Annotated in this window: 13 protein-coding genes and 4 pseudogenes; 14 read left to right on the forward strand and 3 right to left on the reverse strand. The window is 46.0% G+C overall.

What is annotated here, in order from left to right; all coding sequences use genetic code 11:
* The first annotated feature begins 145 nt into the window (after window positions 1-145).
* The 14 genes and pseudogenes from Vt282_RS08250 (at window position 146) to Vt282_RS08315 (ending at window position 15411) form a co-directional block, all read left to right on the forward strand.
* On the forward strand, window positions 146-778 hold the full coding sequence (locus Vt282_RS08250) for a DUF2760 domain-containing protein (RefSeq protein WP_162046135.1): 633 nt from the start codon (window positions 146-148) through the stop codon (window positions 776-778).
* Window positions 778-2718, forward strand: coding sequence for an Hsp70 family protein (locus Vt282_RS08255; RefSeq protein ID WP_162063112.1), 1941 nt, complete (start codon window positions 778-780; stop codon window positions 2716-2718). Before Vt282_RS08250 ends, Vt282_RS08255 begins: the two co-directional genes overlap by 1 nt.
* A gap of 55 nt (window positions 2719-2773) precedes the next feature.
* Window positions 2774-5579, forward strand: a pseudogene (locus Vt282_RS08260) (Hsp70 family protein).
* A gap of 96 nt (window positions 5580-5675) precedes the next feature.
* On the forward strand, window positions 5676-6083 hold the full coding sequence (locus Vt282_RS08265) for a hypothetical protein (protein ID WP_162063113.1): 408 nt from the start codon (window positions 5676-5678) through the stop codon (window positions 6081-6083).
* Window positions 6084-6130: 47 nt separating this feature from the next.
* The gene (locus Vt282_RS08270) at window positions 6131-6730 is read left to right on the forward strand and encodes a DsbA family protein (protein ID WP_162063114.1); all 600 of its coding nucleotides are present in this window, start codon (window positions 6131-6133) and stop codon (window positions 6728-6730) included.
* Window positions 6731-6782: 52 nt separating this feature from the next.
* Window positions 6783-7468, forward strand: a pseudogene (locus Vt282_RS08275) (DNA-3-methyladenine glycosylase I).
* Between the two features lie 203 nt (window positions 7469-7671).
* Window positions 7672-8694, forward strand: coding sequence for a DUF6929 family protein (locus tag Vt282_RS08280; RefSeq protein WP_162063115.1), 1023 nt, complete (start codon window positions 7672-7674; stop codon window positions 8692-8694).
* 196 nt (window positions 8695-8890) lie between these two features.
* Window positions 8891-9538, forward strand: coding sequence for a hypothetical protein (locus Vt282_RS08285; protein WP_162063116.1), 648 nt, complete (start codon window positions 8891-8893; stop codon window positions 9536-9538).
* Between the two features lie 9 nt (window positions 9539-9547).
* Window positions 9548-10246 carry an ABC transporter ATP-binding protein gene (locus Vt282_RS08290; RefSeq protein ID WP_162046127.1) on the forward strand — a complete coding sequence of 233 codons (699 nt, stop codon included), beginning with the start codon at window positions 9548-9550 and terminating at the stop codon, window positions 10244-10246.
* A pseudogene (locus tag Vt282_RS08295) lies at window positions 10234-11498 on the forward strand (ABC transporter permease). Before Vt282_RS08290 ends, Vt282_RS08295 begins: the two are co-directional and overlap by 13 nt.
* The gene (locus tag Vt282_RS08300; RefSeq protein ID WP_162063117.1) at window positions 11491-12264 is read left to right on the forward strand and encodes an outer membrane lipoprotein-sorting protein; all 774 of its coding nucleotides are present in this window, start codon (window positions 11491-11493) and stop codon (window positions 12262-12264) included. The pseudogene Vt282_RS08295 and the gene Vt282_RS08300 overlap by 8 nt, the downstream one beginning before the upstream one ends.
* A gap of 2 nt (window positions 12265-12266) precedes the next feature.
* Window positions 12267-13544, forward strand: a complete 1278-nt coding sequence (locus tag Vt282_RS08305; protein ID WP_162063118.1) for a hypothetical protein — start codon at window positions 12267-12269, stop codon at window positions 13542-13544.
* The gene (locus Vt282_RS08310) at window positions 13544-14599 is read left to right on the forward strand and encodes a sensor histidine kinase (RefSeq protein WP_162063119.1); all 1056 of its coding nucleotides are present in this window, start codon (window positions 13544-13546) and stop codon (window positions 14597-14599) included. Before Vt282_RS08305 ends, Vt282_RS08310 begins: the two co-directional genes overlap by 1 nt.
* A gap of 38 nt (window positions 14600-14637) precedes the next feature.
* Complete coding sequence (locus tag Vt282_RS08315) at window positions 14638-15411, forward strand: LytR/AlgR family response regulator transcription factor (protein WP_162063120.1); 774 nt, start codon at window positions 14638-14640, stop codon at window positions 15409-15411.
* Window positions 15412-15465: 54 nt separating this feature from the next.
* Here the strand turns inward: Vt282_RS08315 and Vt282_RS08320 are convergent.
* The 3 genes and pseudogenes from Vt282_RS08320 to Vt282_RS08330 all read right to left on the reverse strand — a co-directional run bounded on the left by Vt282_RS08320 (window position 15466) and on the right by Vt282_RS08330 (window position 17734).
* Window positions 15466-16142 (reverse strand): annotated as a pseudogene (locus Vt282_RS08320) (ABC transporter permease).
* Between the two features lie 3 nt (window positions 16143-16145).
* Complete coding sequence (locus Vt282_RS08325) at window positions 16146-16886, reverse strand: ABC transporter permease (protein ID WP_162046120.1); 741 nt, start codon at window positions 16884-16886, stop codon at window positions 16146-16148.
* Window positions 16887-16966: 80 nt separating this feature from the next.
* Window positions 16967-17734, reverse strand: coding sequence for an ABC transporter substrate-binding protein (locus Vt282_RS08330; RefSeq protein ID WP_162046119.1), 768 nt, complete (start codon window positions 17732-17734; stop codon window positions 16967-16969).
* Window positions 17735-17789: the final 55 nt, after the last annotated feature.

A 17789-nucleotide genomic window follows, 5' to 3' on the forward strand; every position in this document is an offset into this window, starting at 1 on the left:
CTGTCTATACTGTTTCTTATGCGTTTTCCACGAGATTCCTCGCTTGAATATGATACCATCCACCCCAATTTACTTATGATTACTGGCTTAATGCCCAAATTTCGCTCAAGCCAAATTTGCACTCTAACCTAGAAAGAGAATTGTCATGACGTTCGATCTACATACGTTTCCTTCAACCTTCGACATGTTGCACGTTATTCTTGCAGCGACCACTGCTCTATTCCTTATCGTTGCTCTTTCGCGCAAAACGAAAGTGATCGAGAAAGTGGTTGAAAAGCCAGTTGAAAAAATCGTTGAGGTTGAAAAACCAGTCGAGAAGATTGTTGAAGTAGAAAAAGTAGTCGAAGTTGAAAAAGTGATCGAGAAGGTAGTTGAAGTTGAATCAAAACTTGCAACAGCTACCACTGACTCTGCGATGCAACTATTGTCTATCATGCAACAAGAAGCGCGCCTAATTGACTTCCTAAAAGAAGATCTAACTGCATTTTCTGATGAAGAAGTGGGTGCAGCAGCTCGCGTGATCCACACTGGTGGCCAAAAAGTACTGGCTGATTACGTAACGCTAGAGCACATTCGCAACGAAGACGAAGAGACTCGCATTACCGTAGAAGCAGGCTTTAACCCACAACAAATTCGCCTAACCGGCAACGTGACTGGTCAAGCGCCATTTAACGGCACGCTAGTACACAAAGGCTGGAAAGCAACAGACATGAAGTTGCCAAAACTGGCTGAGAATTACGACGCTTCTGTTATCGCTCCGGCTGAGGTCGAGCTTTAATGGAATACCAACAAGCAAGTGTTGCAAATACTATGAATACTGAAAATACCCAACCTGCATTTAGCGTTGGTATCGACTTAGGTACTACGCATTGTGTGATGTCTTTCCTAGATACTCGTGATGAAGAAGCGAAAGTTGAGGTGATGCCAATCCCTCAGCTAACGGCACCGGGTACGGTTGAGACACGCAGTCAACTGGGTTCTTTCCTATACCAGCCGCATGAGCATGAGATGGACCCTTCATCACGCGTTCTGCCTTGGTCTACTGAACCAAAAGCGTTAGTCGGTGCGATTGCCCGTAACCTTGGTTCAAAAACGCCAATCCGTTTGGTAGCGAGTGCGAAATCATGGTTATGCCATGGCGGCGTCAATCGTCGTGATGCATTCCTACCAGCTGGTAGCCCAGAAGAAGTGGAAAAAGTATCGCCACTGCGTGCAACTGAGTTATACCTTGAGCACTTAACGGCGGCTTGGAACCATGCACATCCAAACGATCCGCTACAAGAGCAAGATGTAACTATCACTGTACCGGCATCATTCGACCCTGCCGCCCGTGATTTAACCGCAGAAGCGGCGCGCAATATCGGTCTTACGCACTTAACTCTACTTGAAGAGCCACAAGCGGCACTTTACAACTGGATCGATAACAGCGGCGACAAATGGCGTGACCAAGTCACCGTTGGTGACATCGTATTGGTAGTCGATATCGGTGGTGGTACTACTGACCTTTCTTTGGTTGAAGTAACAGAAGAAGACGGCAACCTAACACTGAACCGCATCGCCGTAGGTGAACATATCCTACTTGGTGGTGACAACATGGATCTCGCCCTTGCTTACCGCCTAAAAATGAAATTGGCGCAAGAAGGCAAAGAGCTGCAACCATGGCAAGTGCAAGCAATGACTCACGCTTGTCGTGACGCTAAAGAAGCCTTGCTAAATGACGCAGAGCTCCACTCTGTGCCTATCGTCGTACCAAGCCGTGGCTCTAAACTGCTTGGCGCAACGCTAAAGACTGAATTGACTCAAGCAGAAGTACAGCAAACATTAGTCGATGGTTTCTTCCCAATCGTGGCGATCACTGAGCATCCAGTACAACGTAGTCGCGGTGCATTGACTCAAATGGGTCTACCTTATGCGCAAGATGCGGGCATTACTCGTCATATTGCGGCTTTCTTGTCTAAACAAGCGAACGCTCTATCAGGCGATAGTGCGCCAGCACAAGAATACAACCCATTTGCGGGCATGCCAGGCATGGGCGGTGACACGCCTACAGCAGATTTCATCAAACCAACGGCGATTTTATTTAACGGTGGTGTCCTGAAATCAACGCTACTGTCTAACCGTCTAGAAGAGACGATTGGTGAATGGCTAATCAATGCTGACGCTGAGCTACCGAAACGTCTAACTGGTACCGATTTGGATCTTGCGGTTGCGAGCGGCGCTTCATACTACGGCTCAGTGCGTCGTGGCCAAGGCGTGCGTATTCGTGGTGGTATCGCATCAAGCTACTACGTGGGTATTGAAAGTGCGATGCCAGCGATTCCGGGTATGGCTCCACCAATGGAAGCACTATGTGTGGCTCCGTTTGGTATGGAAGAAGGCTCAAGTGTTGACGTTCCAAGCCAAGAATTTGGTTTGATCATCGGTCAGCCAGTGAACTTCCAATTCTTCGGTTCAACTGTACGTCGCGACGATTTAGCCGGTACACATCTTGATTACTGGGCGCCAGAAGAGCTTGAAGAGCTACCTGAAATTCAAGTAACGCTGCCAGTATCTGAAGGTCGCCGTGAAGGTGAAGTGGTACCGGTTACTCTAGCATCTCGCGTAACCGAACTCGGTACTTTGTACCTAGAGGCTATCGCCGCTGACAATGGTCAGAAATGGCACGTTGAATTCGACGTGCGTGAAGATGCGAAAAGCGACTCAAACGAAGAACAATAATTAAATCTAACGGCATCCAACTGGGTGCCGTTTTTCGAATACACGAAGGTTTGTAATGGCATCTCCTCGTTTTCTCGTCGGCATTGACCTTGGCACCACCAACACTGTGGTCGCCTACTGTGAAATCACCGACGACCTACAACAATCTCCAGTATCCTTATTTGACATCGACCAACTAATTGGCGCCGGCGAAGTGGTTCGTAAACCGCTGCTGCCTTCATTTCGCTACCATCCCGCCATTGGTCAAATCTCACCCAATGACTTAACTCTACCGTGGCAAAATCAGCCCGTTGCTGGTGATATTGAACACGTCATTATCGGTGAATGGGCCCGTGAACTTGGTGCCAAAGTCGAAGGTAGACAAGTCTCCAGTGCTAAAAGCTGGTTGTCACACAAACCGTTGACCGTAACTCAGAGATTCTGCCGTGGGCAGGTGCGACTGACGTTGACAAAGTATCACCGGTAATTGCCAGCGCAAGCTATCTCAACCACATTCGCCAAGCATGGAACTACCGTAACCCAAGCAACAAATTAGAAAATCAAGATGTGGTGGTCACCGTGCCAGCTTCATTTGACGAAACCGCACGTAAACTGACTTTGGAAGCAGCGAAACTGGCGGGGCTTGAGCGTATTGTGTTGCTCGAAGAGCCACAGGCAGTATGTTACGACTGGTATGCTCGCCACCAGCAAACCGCTGCGGACGAGCTTAAGCAGCTGCCACTGATTTTGGTCTGTGACGTCGGCGGTGGTACCACTGACTTGAGTTTGATTGAAGCCAGTTTTGCTACCGATAATGGTGAAGAACTTGCCCTAAACCGCATTGGCGTGGGTGAACACTTAATGCTCGGGGGCGATAACCTCGACTTGGCCCTAGCTCACCTTGCGGAAAGTCGCTTCAATCAAAACAAGAAGCTCAATGCGGCGAGCTTAACCAAGCTTATTCAGCAAACGCGCAAAGCAAAAGAAAACCTGCTTTCAGCCAACGCACCAGAGCAAGTTAAGATCACGATGCTCGGCAGTGGCTCTAAGCTGCTTGGCGGCACCAAAAGTATTGATTTGTACAAAGCCGAAGTGCACCAAATCGCACTGGATGGCTTTTTCCCAATCAGTGAGTTTACGGAACTGCCTGACAAACGTCGCAGCGCTGTGGTCGAGTTTGGTCTGCCTTACGTCGCAGACCCAGCAGTCAGTAAACATGTGGCGGAGTTCTTAACTCAGCATCAGCAAGTTTCTCGCTCGGCATTAGGAATTGAAGGCGATAATCAAACCGCTATTCCGGTTGGTTTGCTGCTTAACGGTGGTGTATTTAACAGTGAATTGATCACTGAGCGAGTCACCACCTTGCTCGAAAACTGGCGCGGTGGTGAGATCACTGTACTCGATAACCCACATCCAGATTGGTCGGTAGCACTTGGCGCTGTCGCTTTTGGTAAAGCTCGCCGTGGTGCTCAGCTAAAAATTGGTGGCGGAGCAGCACGTTCGTACTTCTTGCATCTGCAAGAGAAAAACAAGCTTGGTAAAGCACTATGTTTGCTGGCTAAAGGCACCGAAGAGGGGCAAGAAATTCGCTTAAGTGGCCGCCGTTTTTCACTCACGCTTGGCGAACCAGTACGCTTTAATCTGCTGACATCAACCCATGACACGCTGACTAATCAAACCGCAATTCAAAACGGCGTGATGGTCAATGTCGATCCTGACCTTTTCCAACCGCTACCACCGTATATCGCCACACTCGATAGCGAAGGTGTCGAGCTGCAAGCCAACCAAAAAGAGCGGGTTGAAGTGTTGCTGGCGTGTCAGTTAACAGAAGTCGGTACACTTAAGATGGAATGTGTTTCGACTCAGAATGACAGCAAACGTTGGGCGTTAGAATTTGAAGTGCGCAATCAACAAGCAGTTGAAGAAGAACAAAACCTTCACCCACGCCTAGGAGAGTAAGAGCGATCACCCGCATCACAGTGGTAACAGAAAGCGGTGACAATAGCGAAATCAAAACTCTGGCCAAAGATCTTGAAAAACGCCTTGGTCAGCGTGATGAATGGGACTTCACTACTCTACGCCAACTGTTTGATGCGTTTGCCGGCGGCCGTAAGCGTCGTCGTCGCTCAGAGCAGCATGAGAAAAACTGGCTTCGCTTAGCTGGTTTTGCGCTGCGCCCTGGTTTTGGCGATGCCACCGATGCTTGGCGTATTGAGCAAGTTTGGAGTCTCTATCAACAAGGGATTCAATTTAAGAACCACCAAGGTTGGACTGACTGGTGGGTATTTTGGCGACGTATCGCTGGCGGTTTAAATCAAGAGCAGCAAGAAACTATTCTGGCTGATATCGCTAAATACCTGCACCCGGGTGCGATGAAAAGCCCACAAAGCGCAAAAGCGGCGCAAGATATGGGTTACGAATCGATGGTTCGCCTTTCTGCGTCACTTGAACATCTGGATGTAGAAGATAAAGTGCTACTAAGCAGTTGGTTCTTAAGCAAAGCGATCAACCACAATCAGTTCCAACAAGCACACTGGTGGGCACTCGGCCGCCTAGCCTCTCGTACGCCGTTGTACGGAAGCCAGCATAATGTCGTAAGTCGTGAACAAGCTGAGCAATGGTTACCAAAACTGCTGGAGCAAAATTGGCAAAAAGAACCAATGATTGCCTTTGCTGCAGTAATGATCTGCCGCAAAACGGGTGATCGCCTGTTTGATATTTCCGATGATTACCGCCAACAAGTACTCGAAAAACTAAAACTAAGCAAAGTTCCAGAGACTTGGATTGAACTCGTTGCGGAAGTGAAAGCGCTGTCTGCCAATGAGTCTAAACGTATCTTTGGTGACGCATTGCCAAGCGGTTTAACCCTAGTTCATCAGTAACCATACGTTAGTCTCAAAGTCACCAACAACAATGGGGGTGGCTTTTGAGATTTCATCAGGTAAGATAAAAAGGAATGGGAACAAGGTAGTGCTTTGATGCTAAAAGCAAATCGACAGTTATTGATCGCTCTATTTAGTGCGTTTTGCCTATTATGGCTAAGCGCGACTAAGAGCGTGCAAGCCAACACTGCGCTACCTATTCACGATGCAGCAAAGCAACACACTTCGCTACCAACGCCAAATGCAGCCTCAGATTGCCCTACTCACTCTGAACCTAGCCAAGTGCCCAGCCCAATAAAACATCATGCTAAAGTCGAGCATCAAAGTTGCTCGTCGGTATGCGTCATGAAAATGCCGTTTGAGCCGATGCAATATGCGCTGCAAATTGCGCCTTCTTCAATCGCACCCATCGGTCAAGACCAAGCAGCTAAAGCGGTCAGTCGTATTCAAACCCTATTTCGACCTCCAATTGGTAACGCCCTAACTCCTTCACTTCGTGCCTAACGCACGTATTCACGAATAAAATAAGTAAAAGATTAGGAACTCTATCCATGAAGAAAATTTTTGCCTTTTTCGCCACTATGATGATGGCACTGTCTGCCCATGCAACCACATTTACTGAGGGTGATTACTACACAGTAATCGACCAGCCGAAAGCGAAAACACCCACCGTTACCGAGTATTTTTCATTTTATTGTCCACACTGTTTTCAGTTTGAATCGATTGTGAAAAATCTCAAGCCTGCGCTACCGAAAGATGTGACATTTGAGAAGGTTCACGTTGGCTTTATGGGTGGCCCAATGGGCGAATCAATGATGAAAGCTTATGCCACGATGGTTGAACTCCAAGTGCAAGATAAGTTAGTGCCTCTGATGTTTGAACAGATTCATGTTCTACGTCAGCCTCCTCGTAATGATGAAGAGCTACGTCAATGGTTTATCGACAACGGTGTCGGCGCTAACGCGTTTGATCTTGCTTTCAATAGCAACGCAGTGAAATCTAAAGTTGAACAATACAACCAACGTTTTACCGACAGCGCACTACGTGGTGTTCCTGCAGTAGTAGTTAATGACAAATATGTTGTTGTAGCGAGCAAAATCCGCAGTTTTGATGAATATAATCAGCTGGTTAATTACTTACTTACACTGTAATTGCACCACACAACAAGCCAGAGCCTAGCTCTGGCTTTTTTAGGAATAAAACATGAACCTAGAACATTTTGATGCCATATATCAACGGGCTATCGAGCGCAAGGTGGTGCAGAACAACTAGAAGCCATGCTTTCCCCTTCACTAAGCAAACAACAAATTGCTGAGATACCTGATGACCGGTGGCTCTCTGCCTTTTCAATGAAGGTGTTTCAAAGTGGCATGAGTTGGAAGGTAGTTCGCAATAAGTGGCCAAATTTCGAAGAGTTGTTCTTTGGCTTTAAAGTCGGCCCACTATTAATGCTCTCGGATGAACAATGGGAATTAAAATCGACCGACCAACGTATTATCCGCCACCATGGTAAAGTGATGTCGATTGCTGCCAATGCACAAATGATTTATGAAGCGAGCATCGAACACGGCTCATTCGGAAACATGGTGGCAGACTGGCCGCAAGAGGACATCACAGGGCTTTGGCTTTACTTAAAGAAACACGGTCAGCGCCTTGGCGGCAATACTGGCCCCTACTCACTACGCCAAATGGGCGTCGATACCTTTATTCTATCAACGGATGTCGAAGCCTATTTACGCAGTTATCAGATTATTGAAGGTGGTCGAGATACCAAACGCTCGCTCGGTGCCTGTAATCAGGCTTTTGCTCACTGGCAGCAACAAAGTGGTCGTAGCCTTACTCATATCAGCCAAATTATTGCCTATAGCAGTGGCGATAACCGCCTCTAAGTTGCTCATTTCAATTCCCGCAAAAGCGGGAATTTTATTATCCGTCTAGAGAGAAAGTGCGTTGCATCACTATAACGCAACGCCTGATTGATAAATTTGTAAAGTAGATTAGTTGCTTCAATCTATGTTTTCATCACTTCCACACTGCGCTACGAGGTATACATTCGACCTGCTCAAAACATTTCACGAGTGTAGGTATTAAAATGAAAACAAAAACAAGAAATTATGCCACTGTTGGCCTTCTAAGTGCGGTTGCAATTTTCGTTAGCGGTTGTTCGCAAACACCGGCGCAGCCTGAGTTGTACGACTTTACAATTTCAGACTCAACCATTAACCAAAATCTGCCATCTGGTTCTGCAATGGTTGTCAATGATGACGACATCATCGTATCTGGCGACGATTCGCCATGGCTATTCGGTGTCGATCAAGACTTCACCATTGATAGCACCATGCTTATCGATAATTTCCCTGTGAATAATGACAATCGCATTGACCACAAAACCAAACCTGATTTTGAGGCAATGACGCTGTTAAATTACAACAATCAGCCTTACTACTTCGTTGTCGGCTCAGGTAGCAAAAAAAATCTGCGTGAAAATGCTTACCTAATCCCAGCGAATGGTGGTGATAACATCAAACTATCACTATCTAAATTCTATGCAGACTTGCACCAAGCGGCAGGCTTCACGGCAAACGAAAAAATCAATATTGAAGGTATCGCTAACTCAGACGATGAAACCTATATCTTCAACCGTGGTAACGAAGGTAAAAATGCTATCTTCATGATGAAAACTGCGGATATGTTGAACTACCTACAAGGTAAAGCGACCACCATTCCTTCTTTGGATGTGGTGCAAGCGCAACTACCAACCATCAATGGCGTTCAGGCATGCTTCTCTGGCGCTGACTTCTGGCAAGATGGCAATAGCCTAATTTATACAGCGTCAGTGGAAGGTAACAACCAAAGCAGCATCAATGATGGTGCTATTCAAGGCAGCTTTGTTGGCGTATTACCAATCGATGCATTAGCGAACCAAGATAATATCGATCTAACTCAATACAGCCAATTGATGCAAAATGGCGACCAACCTTTGATCACTAAAGCAGAATCCATTGCTATTGATGAACAAGATGGCGATCAAGTCTCTGGTTACGTGGTAAGTGATAATGATAACGGCACCAGCCAGTTCTTTACCTTCACCATTGACCAACCAGCAGCTAACTAAGCTATGACTGACTAAACCAGCCTATCTAACAATCCCTTGGGGTAACTCAAGGGATTTTCTTTATTTTCTAACACTCGCCAATTATCCAACTAAAACACCGTTTATCCCCATCTACGACCGTTTGTCTCATCATGCAAACTCTATGACGTGAGTTCTTTATTCTGCTTACATCGAAATAGCAGCAAGGATCTCAACCATGACCTTAAATCGTTTATCTATAGTGATGGCACTCACGACAGCGCTATCGAGCTTTTATCTCGCGGCGAATCCAACTCCAGACATTCTGAACAACTATTACTCAGCGGCTGAAGGCAATGAAGAGATGGTCGATACCGTCTATAGCCAATTGAAACAGTTGGTGGATGAACAAGGAGCAAAACCTGTCACTATGGTCTATCTCGGCAGTACGCAAACATTTCAAGGTCGAGATGCCTTATTGCCATGGAATCAAATGAAATATGTTGAAAAGGGACTGGCTACGATCGCAAAAGGTGTAAACATGATCGATAGCTTACCCATCGACATCAATGAGCAAGAACGTATTCAAGGATTACCAGAAGCCTACCTTACTCAAGCCATTGCTGCGATTACCTACACGTCTCTACCAGACATGTTTAATCACTTCGAACGAGGTTACGACCTCTATTTAGAACTGCTCAACGATCCGCAGTTTTCGGACCAACCATTTGCCGCCAGTTCATGGATTTACCTAAACGCCATTCAAGCGGCGATTAGAGCGAAAGATTTGACCCAAGCTCAAACATGGTTAGCCACCATGCAAAGTTTGGATGCCAACAATGCCGAAACTCAAACCGCGCAACAACTACTCGCAGATCTTAGCTAAGGAATCATCATGCTTGAATTTAATAATATTCAACGTCATTACCAACTTGGTAACCAGTCAGTGCCTGCGTTAGCGGATGTTTCAGGCTCAATTGTATCGGGAGAAATGGTGGCGCTTTGCGGCCCTTCTGGCAGTGGCAAAAGCACCTTGCTCAATGTGCTGGGCCTACTCGATATGCAATATCAAGGCGAGATCCGTTTGTTTGGCACTCCTCTATCAAAAGCACCAAAACAGGCTGCATTTTTGCGCCGAACTCAACTTGGATTCATCTTTCAACGTTTCAATCTGGTACCTGTGATGAATGCGCTGGAGAATGTGGCATACCCGCTTCTACTAAATGGTGAGAGTAAAAAACAACAGCGCTATCAAGCGGAAAAAATGCTGGATCTCGTTGGCTTGAGAGACTTTGCTAATCACCGTCCAGATACCTTATCCGGCGGTCAGCAGCAACGCGTCGCTATCGCTCGTGCTCTCGTACACAAACCTAATCTCGTCATCGCTGACGAACCTACCGCAAGTTTAGACAGCCAAACGGCAAAATTGGTGGTCGATATCATGCGTAATCTAGGCCATGAAATGAACACTACCTTTGTGGTCGCAACTCACGATGCTCGTATGGCATCGCGCTGTGACAGAACCATTGAGCTACTTGATGGCAAACTCAATCAATACGCGGACACAAATGAGGTGATCTCATGGGCAAGCTAATCGGATTCCTTACGCCTGACTCAATCAGACTGGCGTGGTTAAACCTAAGACGCAATCAACGCCGTAGTGCACTTTCGGTTTTGATCGTGACAATCACCGTATTTGCGTTAACCAGTGCTGGCGGGTTTGGCTTACAAACCTACCACAGCCTTGAAGAAGCAACGGCTCGTGATATTGGTCACTTAATATTATCAACCCCTGGATACTTCGAGAAAGAGGAAGAAGAACCGCTAGAAAATGGTTTAGCGCAAACTCAACAGCTCACTCGACAAATTATGGGATTAGATGAAGTTCGTGGGGTTCAACCAAGTATCGACTTTACTGGACTCATTTCTAATGGCACCAAATCTTCTATCTACATTGGTCGCGGTGTCAACGATCAAGAATTCGATATGAAAGGACCTTTCCTCGACGTTAAACAAGGTAAAACGCTTTCCAGCCTTCGATCTTCACGTTATGACCCAGCCGAGCCAGAGGTAATGCTAGGCGTCGATCTAGCACGCAATCTTAACGTGACGATTGGTGATTGGGTCACATTACTGGCTACTACCACGGATGGCGCTTTGAACGCGTATGACTTTAAAGTGCGAGGCATCTATTCCACTGGTGTACCTGAAGTGGATAAACGTCAGTTGTACGTGCACATTGATAGTGCACAAAGTCTGCTCTACACCGATAAAGTCAGCACCATTTCTATTTTTTTGTTTGATCTAGCCAGCACTGAGCTCGTGCGCCAACAAGTGACACAATTAATTGCCCAGTCAGGTCTAGAGCTGCAACTGACACCTTGGTATGACCGAGCGTTCTACTACCAAAATGTAAAAAACATCTACAACCGAATTTTCGGCATGATTGGCAGCATTATGGCATTGGTGGTTTTGTCTCTCTATTTAACACCATGTCGATGTCAGTGACTGAGCGAACCCGAGAAATTGGCACCCTATCCGCCTTGGGTAGCTACCCGAATGAAATCATCTCTGGTTTTCTACGTGAAGCAGGCTTACTCGCTCTTATTGGCAGTTTACTTGGCGCGGTGTCTGCAGGCTTACTAACCATCTTCTTGATGTTTGCCGATATTCAAATGCCACCACCACCAGGGATGACACAAGGCTATCCATTAACGATCTATTTCTCTCTACCACTAGCTCTTTCAGCATCTGTCGGTGTGATTTTTATTTGCTTAGTTGCGGCCTTTTTCTCTGCTCGCAAAGGCGTGAACAAACCTATTACCGAGGCACTTATCCATGTCTAAATTCATTCAATTATTCGCTATCTCATTACTTATCATCGGTGTTCATAATGTAGCGAGCGCAGAGTTATTGCCTCAACAAGTCACTGACTATATACAACGCGCAGACGATTTCCGCTTAGGCGAAGAATCATCGCAAGTGATTTCGCATGTCGCCATGTATGAAGACAATGTGTTGGACAAAACCCGTCAATACAACGTTTACACCAGACCAAATCGCGAATCTCTCGTGGTATTTAAGTCTTCTGTAGAAGCTGGGCAAAAAATGCTGATGTTGCAAGATAACTTCTGGCTACAAATGCCAAAAAGTCGCCGTCCAATTCGGATTACAGCGATGCAAAAACTGCTCGGTGAGGCTTCAGTGGGCGACATTAGCTCACTCACTTGGAGCGAAGACTATCAAGGCGCATGGATCGCAAGTGAAGCGGTGCAAGACGAGCAGCAAAAGAGTATTGCTAGCCATCATATTCAGTTGACCGCTAAAACAAGCAGCGCCAGTTATCAAACCATCGATTTATGGCTGGATGAGCGAAATGGCTTCCCAATCAAAGCCGATTTGTACTTACGTTCAGGTAAACTCGCCAAAAAAGCGTTTTTTACTCGTGGTGAGCGCAATGGCGATATAGCGGTAACGGCAATGACGTTGTTTGACGCCATTCAAGCCAATAAAAAAACCGTGATTGAATATCGCTCTATCACCCCATGGCAATTGGACGATAAATACTACAATCCGAGCTTCCTTGCTCGCAATAACACCACGGAGTTGTGATCATGCAGCGTTTGGCTTTACTCGTCTTACTCGCCAGTGGCTCTTGTGTAAGTCAAGCGCAGCAGTGGCAATTTGATTGGGACTGGGCAGTATCCGGTTATCAGACGGAACGTAGAGACAGCGATTTTATTACCCCTGAAACCGACAAGTATGCGCACATAGACAGTCTACTGGACTTGCAAATTCGATCCGGACAATGGAACGGTCTATTTGCGTTATACAGCCAAAACCTTTACCAAAACCACCCTCAAGCATGGTGGACTGAGAGTGACCATCAGTGGATTGTGCGTGAACTTGCATGGCAAGGTAGCCTTGAAATTGGTGAACAAAATATCGATCTCACTCTTGGCAAAATTCGACTCGACTACGGTGTCAGTTATGCCTATCGCCCACTTGATATGTTTAAACCTTATCGACAAAACCCCATTGGTCTCAGTGTCGAAGAAGGCTCTCTCGTCGCCACTGCATCTTCATTTGATATGGATGGTGAATGGACATTGCTTTATACCAACTCACACTGGACGGACAGTGACGTTGATGCGTTCGACCGAGCTAATCAACAGCATGGTGCAGGCATTCGCCGTTATGGTTTGTTGGGTCAACATGAATATCAGTTGATCGGCTACTACGATGACGTACGACATGCCTCATTGGGAGGGAGTTGGGTCACGGTGCCAAATCAAGCGTGGGAATTCCACACCGAGGCATTGTGGCAACAACAAAGCATTGGTTATCAACTACCAACTCACCCGTTGCAGCCTGTAATGCTTGCAGAAAATGGGCCTGCTTGGCAGGTTTTGGCAGGCTTTACCTACAGCACAGAATCTGGACATAGTTTTATTGGCGAATATTGGTTTGATGAGCGCGCATGGAGCAAAACTGATTGGCAGCAAGCACAACGACGAGCACAGCCGCTTAATGTTCAATCAAACACTCAACCACTCGCGAGCTCTTATGCCCAAGGGCTCAATCATTACAATCTAACGCAGCACAATATTATGTTGCATTGGAGTTGGGACACAAATTCTTGGTTGCAATGGCAAAATAATACCGATTGGGAATGGCTGAGAGATATTACTCCAACACTCGATTTACTTATCTCACCGCAAGATGGCGGCGTAATTGCGACGCAATGGTTCAATTATCAGTGGATTGATACTGGTAACGCCTCCGTCGATTTGGAATTTACAGCACGCTTTTTAACCGGAGATGCGGATTCTGCTTACGCCCAAATTAACGATCGCCGTACACTGGTGTTTATGATCAGAGGTAAATTCTAATGAGATCCCGTTACACATCAAAAGATGTCGCTTGGCGAAACTTTATCGCCACGACCCTTTTTTGCTTGTTTGTATCCTGCGTCACCTACTCAGTATGGGGTGGGCACGCCTATGTGCACGTCACCACCAGCTTTGGTTACGGTTACGCAGCGATCCTCTCTTCTGTCGTTTTAACTCGGCTATTTCCCAATATTCATACTGGAATTGAGACCATTTTTTCACTCTCATTGGGTGTTATTTTTGGCTCTATCAACGCGTGGTTTTGGCTCAACAGCTACATGGGGAGTAACTTCTCAGACCTACTGCCTGTGATACTGCTGGGTATTATCTTTTCTGCCATGTGCTTTTATTACTTCTATAACCGCGAGCAACAAGCCATCGCTGGCAAACTTTTAGAAGAAACCAAGCGAAAACAAGCAGAACAAGAGAAAGCATTAATTTTGAGCCAATTAAAGCAGATGCAAAGTCAGATTGAGCCTCATTTTCTGTTCAATACTTTAGCCAATATCAGTGCGTTGATGAGCGACGATGTCGCTAAAGCACGCATGATGCTAGATAAGTTAACCGAACTGCTACGCACGACACTCACCAACTCTCGTTCAGCAGAAACCGTGGTACAAAATGAAGTGCGCTTGTTGGAAGCGTATTTCGCCATACAAAAAGTTCGTTTAGATACTCGCCTTGAATATCAAATCCAAGTCGCGCCGAATGCAATGCATGCGGTTATTCCACCGATGTTAATCCAACCTTTGGTCGAAAACGCCATCCGTCATGGTATCGAGCCCAAAAGCGCCGGGGGTAACATTGATGTCGAGATCGCTTATCAAGCCGATCAACTCGTGATTAAAGTTCAAGATAACGGCATTGGTTTGGATGAAAATGCGCAAACCAAAGGGCACGGCATGGGGTTAAGTAATATTAGACAGCGAATTAAAGGGCTTTATCACGACGCTGCCACTATGAGTGTGACCCAACCTGATTCCGGTGGGTTTTGTGTCACGATTGCCTTACCCACTCAAGTTCCTAGGGTAAATCAGCCAGCGATCAGTGCCTAAGCATACTCTTGGCTATATTTTTCAAGTAAGGATACTTAATGAATACCATTACGGCCATTATCGCCGATGACGAACCCTTGTTACGTCACCACCTTGATCGAAGCTTAGGAGAAGTCTGGCCTGATCTAGAAATAATCGCTTCATGCAGTGATGGTGCTCAGGCCCTACAGCAAATTGAAACTTTGCAGCCTGATGTGGTCTTTCTAGATATTCGTATGCCTGAACTCGATGGTATGGCGGTCGCTAAAGCATTAAAACAGCTCGAAGTTGTACCACTGATCGTGTTTGTTACCGCTTATGACGAATACGCAATTAGTGCTTTTGAACAAAACGCAGCAGACTATCTATTAAAACCGCTCAACGAAACACGACTAGAGAGTTGTTGCGCTAAAATAAAACAGCAGTTAGCGAGTAGAAAACCGCAATCCTCCTTGCCTGACATGACCAAACTGCTGCAACAGATTAGCCAACTTGGTCCCGCGGTTCCGCATTATTTGTCTTGGCTTAAAGCGAGCCGAGGTGAAGACATTCATCTTATATCCGTTGATGATGTACTCTACTTTCGAGCCGAAGAAAAATACGTTTCTATCTATACTGACGATCATCGTGAGTACTTAATTCGTACACCACTCAAAGAATTACTCACCCAGCTCGATCCTGACCAGTTTTGGAAAATTCATCGCTCAACCGTCGTGCGAGTGGCTGCTATTGATAAAGTGAGCAAAGACTTCACTGGACGGATGTTTGTCACTATGCAACAACAAACGCTTCCAGTCAGCCGCGCGCAACAGGCGCTGTTTAAATCCATGTAGCTGGCAATAAAAACGTCCCAATAAAGGGACGTTTTTATTCATTGAAATACCACTCTAGGAAAGCGGCTTTAGATACGCGAGATACTTCTTCTCTGCATTTTTAAATATCCACAGAATCAAAAATGTCGCATCATATAGAATAGGCCTGCGGTCAAAAACGACTCAAACGGCGCATAGTAGCGCGAGTTAACTAATCGGGCGGCACCGGTCAAATCAAGAATCGTGACAATACCGGCCACCGCACTGCCATGAAGCATAAATATCACTTCATTACTATAAGCAGGCAATGCTCGGCGTAACGCGCTTGGCAAAATAATTCGGCGATAGGTCATAAAGCGGCCCATTCCGTATGCTTTGGCAGCTTCTACTTCACCTTTTGGTAAGCCATTAATTGCACCGCGAATAATTTCCGCCGTGTAAGCGGAGGTATTCAAAACAAATGCGACCAAGGCACAAAACCACGCGTTTTCCCACAATGTGTCTTTAACCGGAAAGAACTGGTCCATACCGTAGTAAATCAAATAAAGCTGGATCAATAACGGTGTCCCACGAAAGAAGTAAATATACGCCCAACATGGTGCCATCAGCAGATAGTTATGGCTATTACGAGCTATCGCCAATGGAATCGCCACCATTAACCCAAGAATAAGCGCTAATCCAACCAGCCAAAACGTTGTCCATAAGCCTTCAAAATAGATAGGCAAGCTGTCAATAATCAGAGAGAAATCCATCTTCTACCTCGCATGAATACTGAACTTGCGCTCAACCAACTTAAGCAATCCGGTCGAGACACTGGTAAAAAATAGAAAGATCACGGCTACCGACATATAGAAGGTAAATGGCATCTTGGTAGAACCCGCCGCAAGCGCACTCACCCGCACCATATCTTCCAAACCGATAATTGAAACTAAGGCCGTCGTTTTAAGAAGCACCAACCAGTTATTACCAAAACCGGGTAGCGCATGGCGAATCATCTGCGGCAGCAAAATACGACGAAAACTCATCAGTGAACTCATACCATAAGCTTTCGCAGCTTCGAGTTCCCCTTTATCCACGGCCATAATCGCGCCCCGAAACGTCTCCGCCATGTAAGCACCGAAAATAAAACCAATGGTTAATACACCGGCAATAAAGGGGCTGACATCAATATAATCTGGTAGATAAGAGACCCATTCATGATCTGGATTACGTGAGGTAAACCATTCGTTCAACCATTCATTAGTGGCGTACAAACTGTTATTGAGCAGGATCTGACCACCGAAAAAAATCAGCATCATCAGAACTAAATCGGGAATACCACGAATAATAGTGGTGTAAAGCGTTGCAATCGCACGAGCGGGTCGATAAGGGGCGAGTTTTGCTAAAGCACCTAACATGCCAAGCACCACCGCCAGTAATAAAGATAAGAGTGCAACCTCAATTGTGACGAGGGCCCCCTTTAAAATTGAGGCTTCATATCCTTGAAGATCCAGCATAAGAGAGTTCCTGTCCCTAAACTTAAATCCGACCGTTGACTACCACAAGGAACAAGCCAACGGTCGTTAATCACAATGCTTTACTCACCGTAAACATCGTAGTTGAAGTATTTAGCGGCAATCTCTTGGTAAATGCCTTTCTCACGTAGAGACAGAATCGCTGCATCTAACTTTTTGGTTAGGTCTTTATCTTGCTTGCGTACAGCAATACCAAAACCTTCACCAAACCATTGCGGATCAGTCAGTGATGGACCCACAAATTCATAACCTTCACCGCCTGCAGCGTTAAGTACCCCCTCTTCAAGAGCCGAAGCATCACCCAGCACTGCCGCGATGCGACCATTAGCAAGATCAAGGTAAGCTTCGTCAAACGAGCCATAACGAACTATTTCTACATCTTCATAATTGTCAGTTAAGTACTTATCGTGAGTCGTTGCGCGTTGCACACCAATTTTCACGCCATCAAGGTTATCAAAATTCAAACCTGCGTCTTTTTTAGCGATAAATTTATTTGGGATCAGTGCATATTTACCGGTGAAATCGATTTTCTTTTTGCGTTCTTCAGTAATCGACATTGCTGCGATAATGGCATCGTATTTACGCGCTAGCAGCGAAGGAATAATACCGTCCCAATCTTGCGGAACGATCTTACATTTCACGTCCATTTCTTTACACAGTGCATTAGCCATATCCACATCAAAACCTTTCAGTGAACCGTCGGCCTCAGTCCAACTAAATGGAGGGTATGCGCCCTCAATGCCAAAGCGAACTGTCTTCCACTCTTTCGCTTGCGCCATACCTGTTACGGCTGTAGCCGCCAATGCTGCTACCACTAACCACTTTTTCATTTCCTTCTCCTGTGATTGGTTTGTTTTATCGCTGTTGTGTTGCTGTCCCCGCTTT

It is taken from the genome of Vibrio taketomensis (genome assembly GCF_009938165.1).
In the GTDB taxonomy this organism is placed as follows: domain Bacteria; phylum Pseudomonadota; class Gammaproteobacteria; order Enterobacterales; family Vibrionaceae; genus Vibrio; species Vibrio taketomensis.

What these genes read in the sequence shown, in the direction of transcription:
- Vt282_RS08330 (WP_162046119.1), bottom strand. Translation starts at nt 17,734, where the DNA reads ATGAAAAAGTGGTTAGTGGTAGCAGCATTGGCGGCTACAGCCGTAACA.
- Vt282_RS08265 (WP_162063113.1), top strand. Translation starts at nt 5,676, where the DNA reads ATGCTAAAAGCAAATCGACAGTTATTGATCGCTCTATTTAGTGCGTTT.
- Vt282_RS08325 (WP_162046120.1), bottom strand. Translation starts at nt 16,886, where the DNA reads ATGCTGGATCTTCAAGGATATGAAGCCTCAATTTTAAAGGGGGCCCTC.
- Vt282_RS08255 (WP_162063112.1), top strand. Translation starts at nt 778, where the DNA reads ATGGAATACCAACAAGCAAGTGTTGCAAATACTATGAATACTGAAAAT.
- Vt282_RS08285 (WP_162063116.1), top strand. Translation starts at nt 8,891, where the DNA reads ATGACCTTAAATCGTTTATCTATAGTGATGGCACTCACGACAGCGCTA.
- Vt282_RS08250 (WP_162046135.1), top strand. Translation starts at nt 146, where the DNA reads ATGACGTTCGATCTACATACGTTTCCTTCAACCTTCGACATGTTGCAC.
- Vt282_RS08270 (WP_162063114.1), top strand. Translation starts at nt 6,131, where the DNA reads ATGAAGAAAATTTTTGCCTTTTTCGCCACTATGATGATGGCACTGTCT.
- Vt282_RS08300 (WP_162063117.1), top strand. Translation starts at nt 11,491, where the DNA reads ATGTCTAAATTCATTCAATTATTCGCTATCTCATTACTTATCATCGGT.
- Vt282_RS08290 (WP_162046127.1), top strand. Translation starts at nt 9,548, where the DNA reads ATGCTTGAATTTAATAATATTCAACGTCATTACCAACTTGGTAACCAG.
- Vt282_RS08280 (WP_162063115.1), top strand. Translation starts at nt 7,672, where the DNA reads ATGAAAACAAAAACAAGAAATTATGCCACTGTTGGCCTTCTAAGTGCG.
- Vt282_RS08310 (WP_162063119.1), top strand. Translation starts at nt 13,544, where the DNA reads ATGAGATCCCGTTACACATCAAAAGATGTCGCTTGGCGAAACTTTATC.
- Vt282_RS08305 (WP_162063118.1), top strand. Translation starts at nt 12,267, where the DNA reads ATGCAGCGTTTGGCTTTACTCGTCTTACTCGCCAGTGGCTCTTGTGTA.
- Vt282_RS08315 (WP_162063120.1), top strand. Translation starts at nt 14,638, where the DNA reads ATGAATACCATTACGGCCATTATCGCCGATGACGAACCCTTGTTACGT.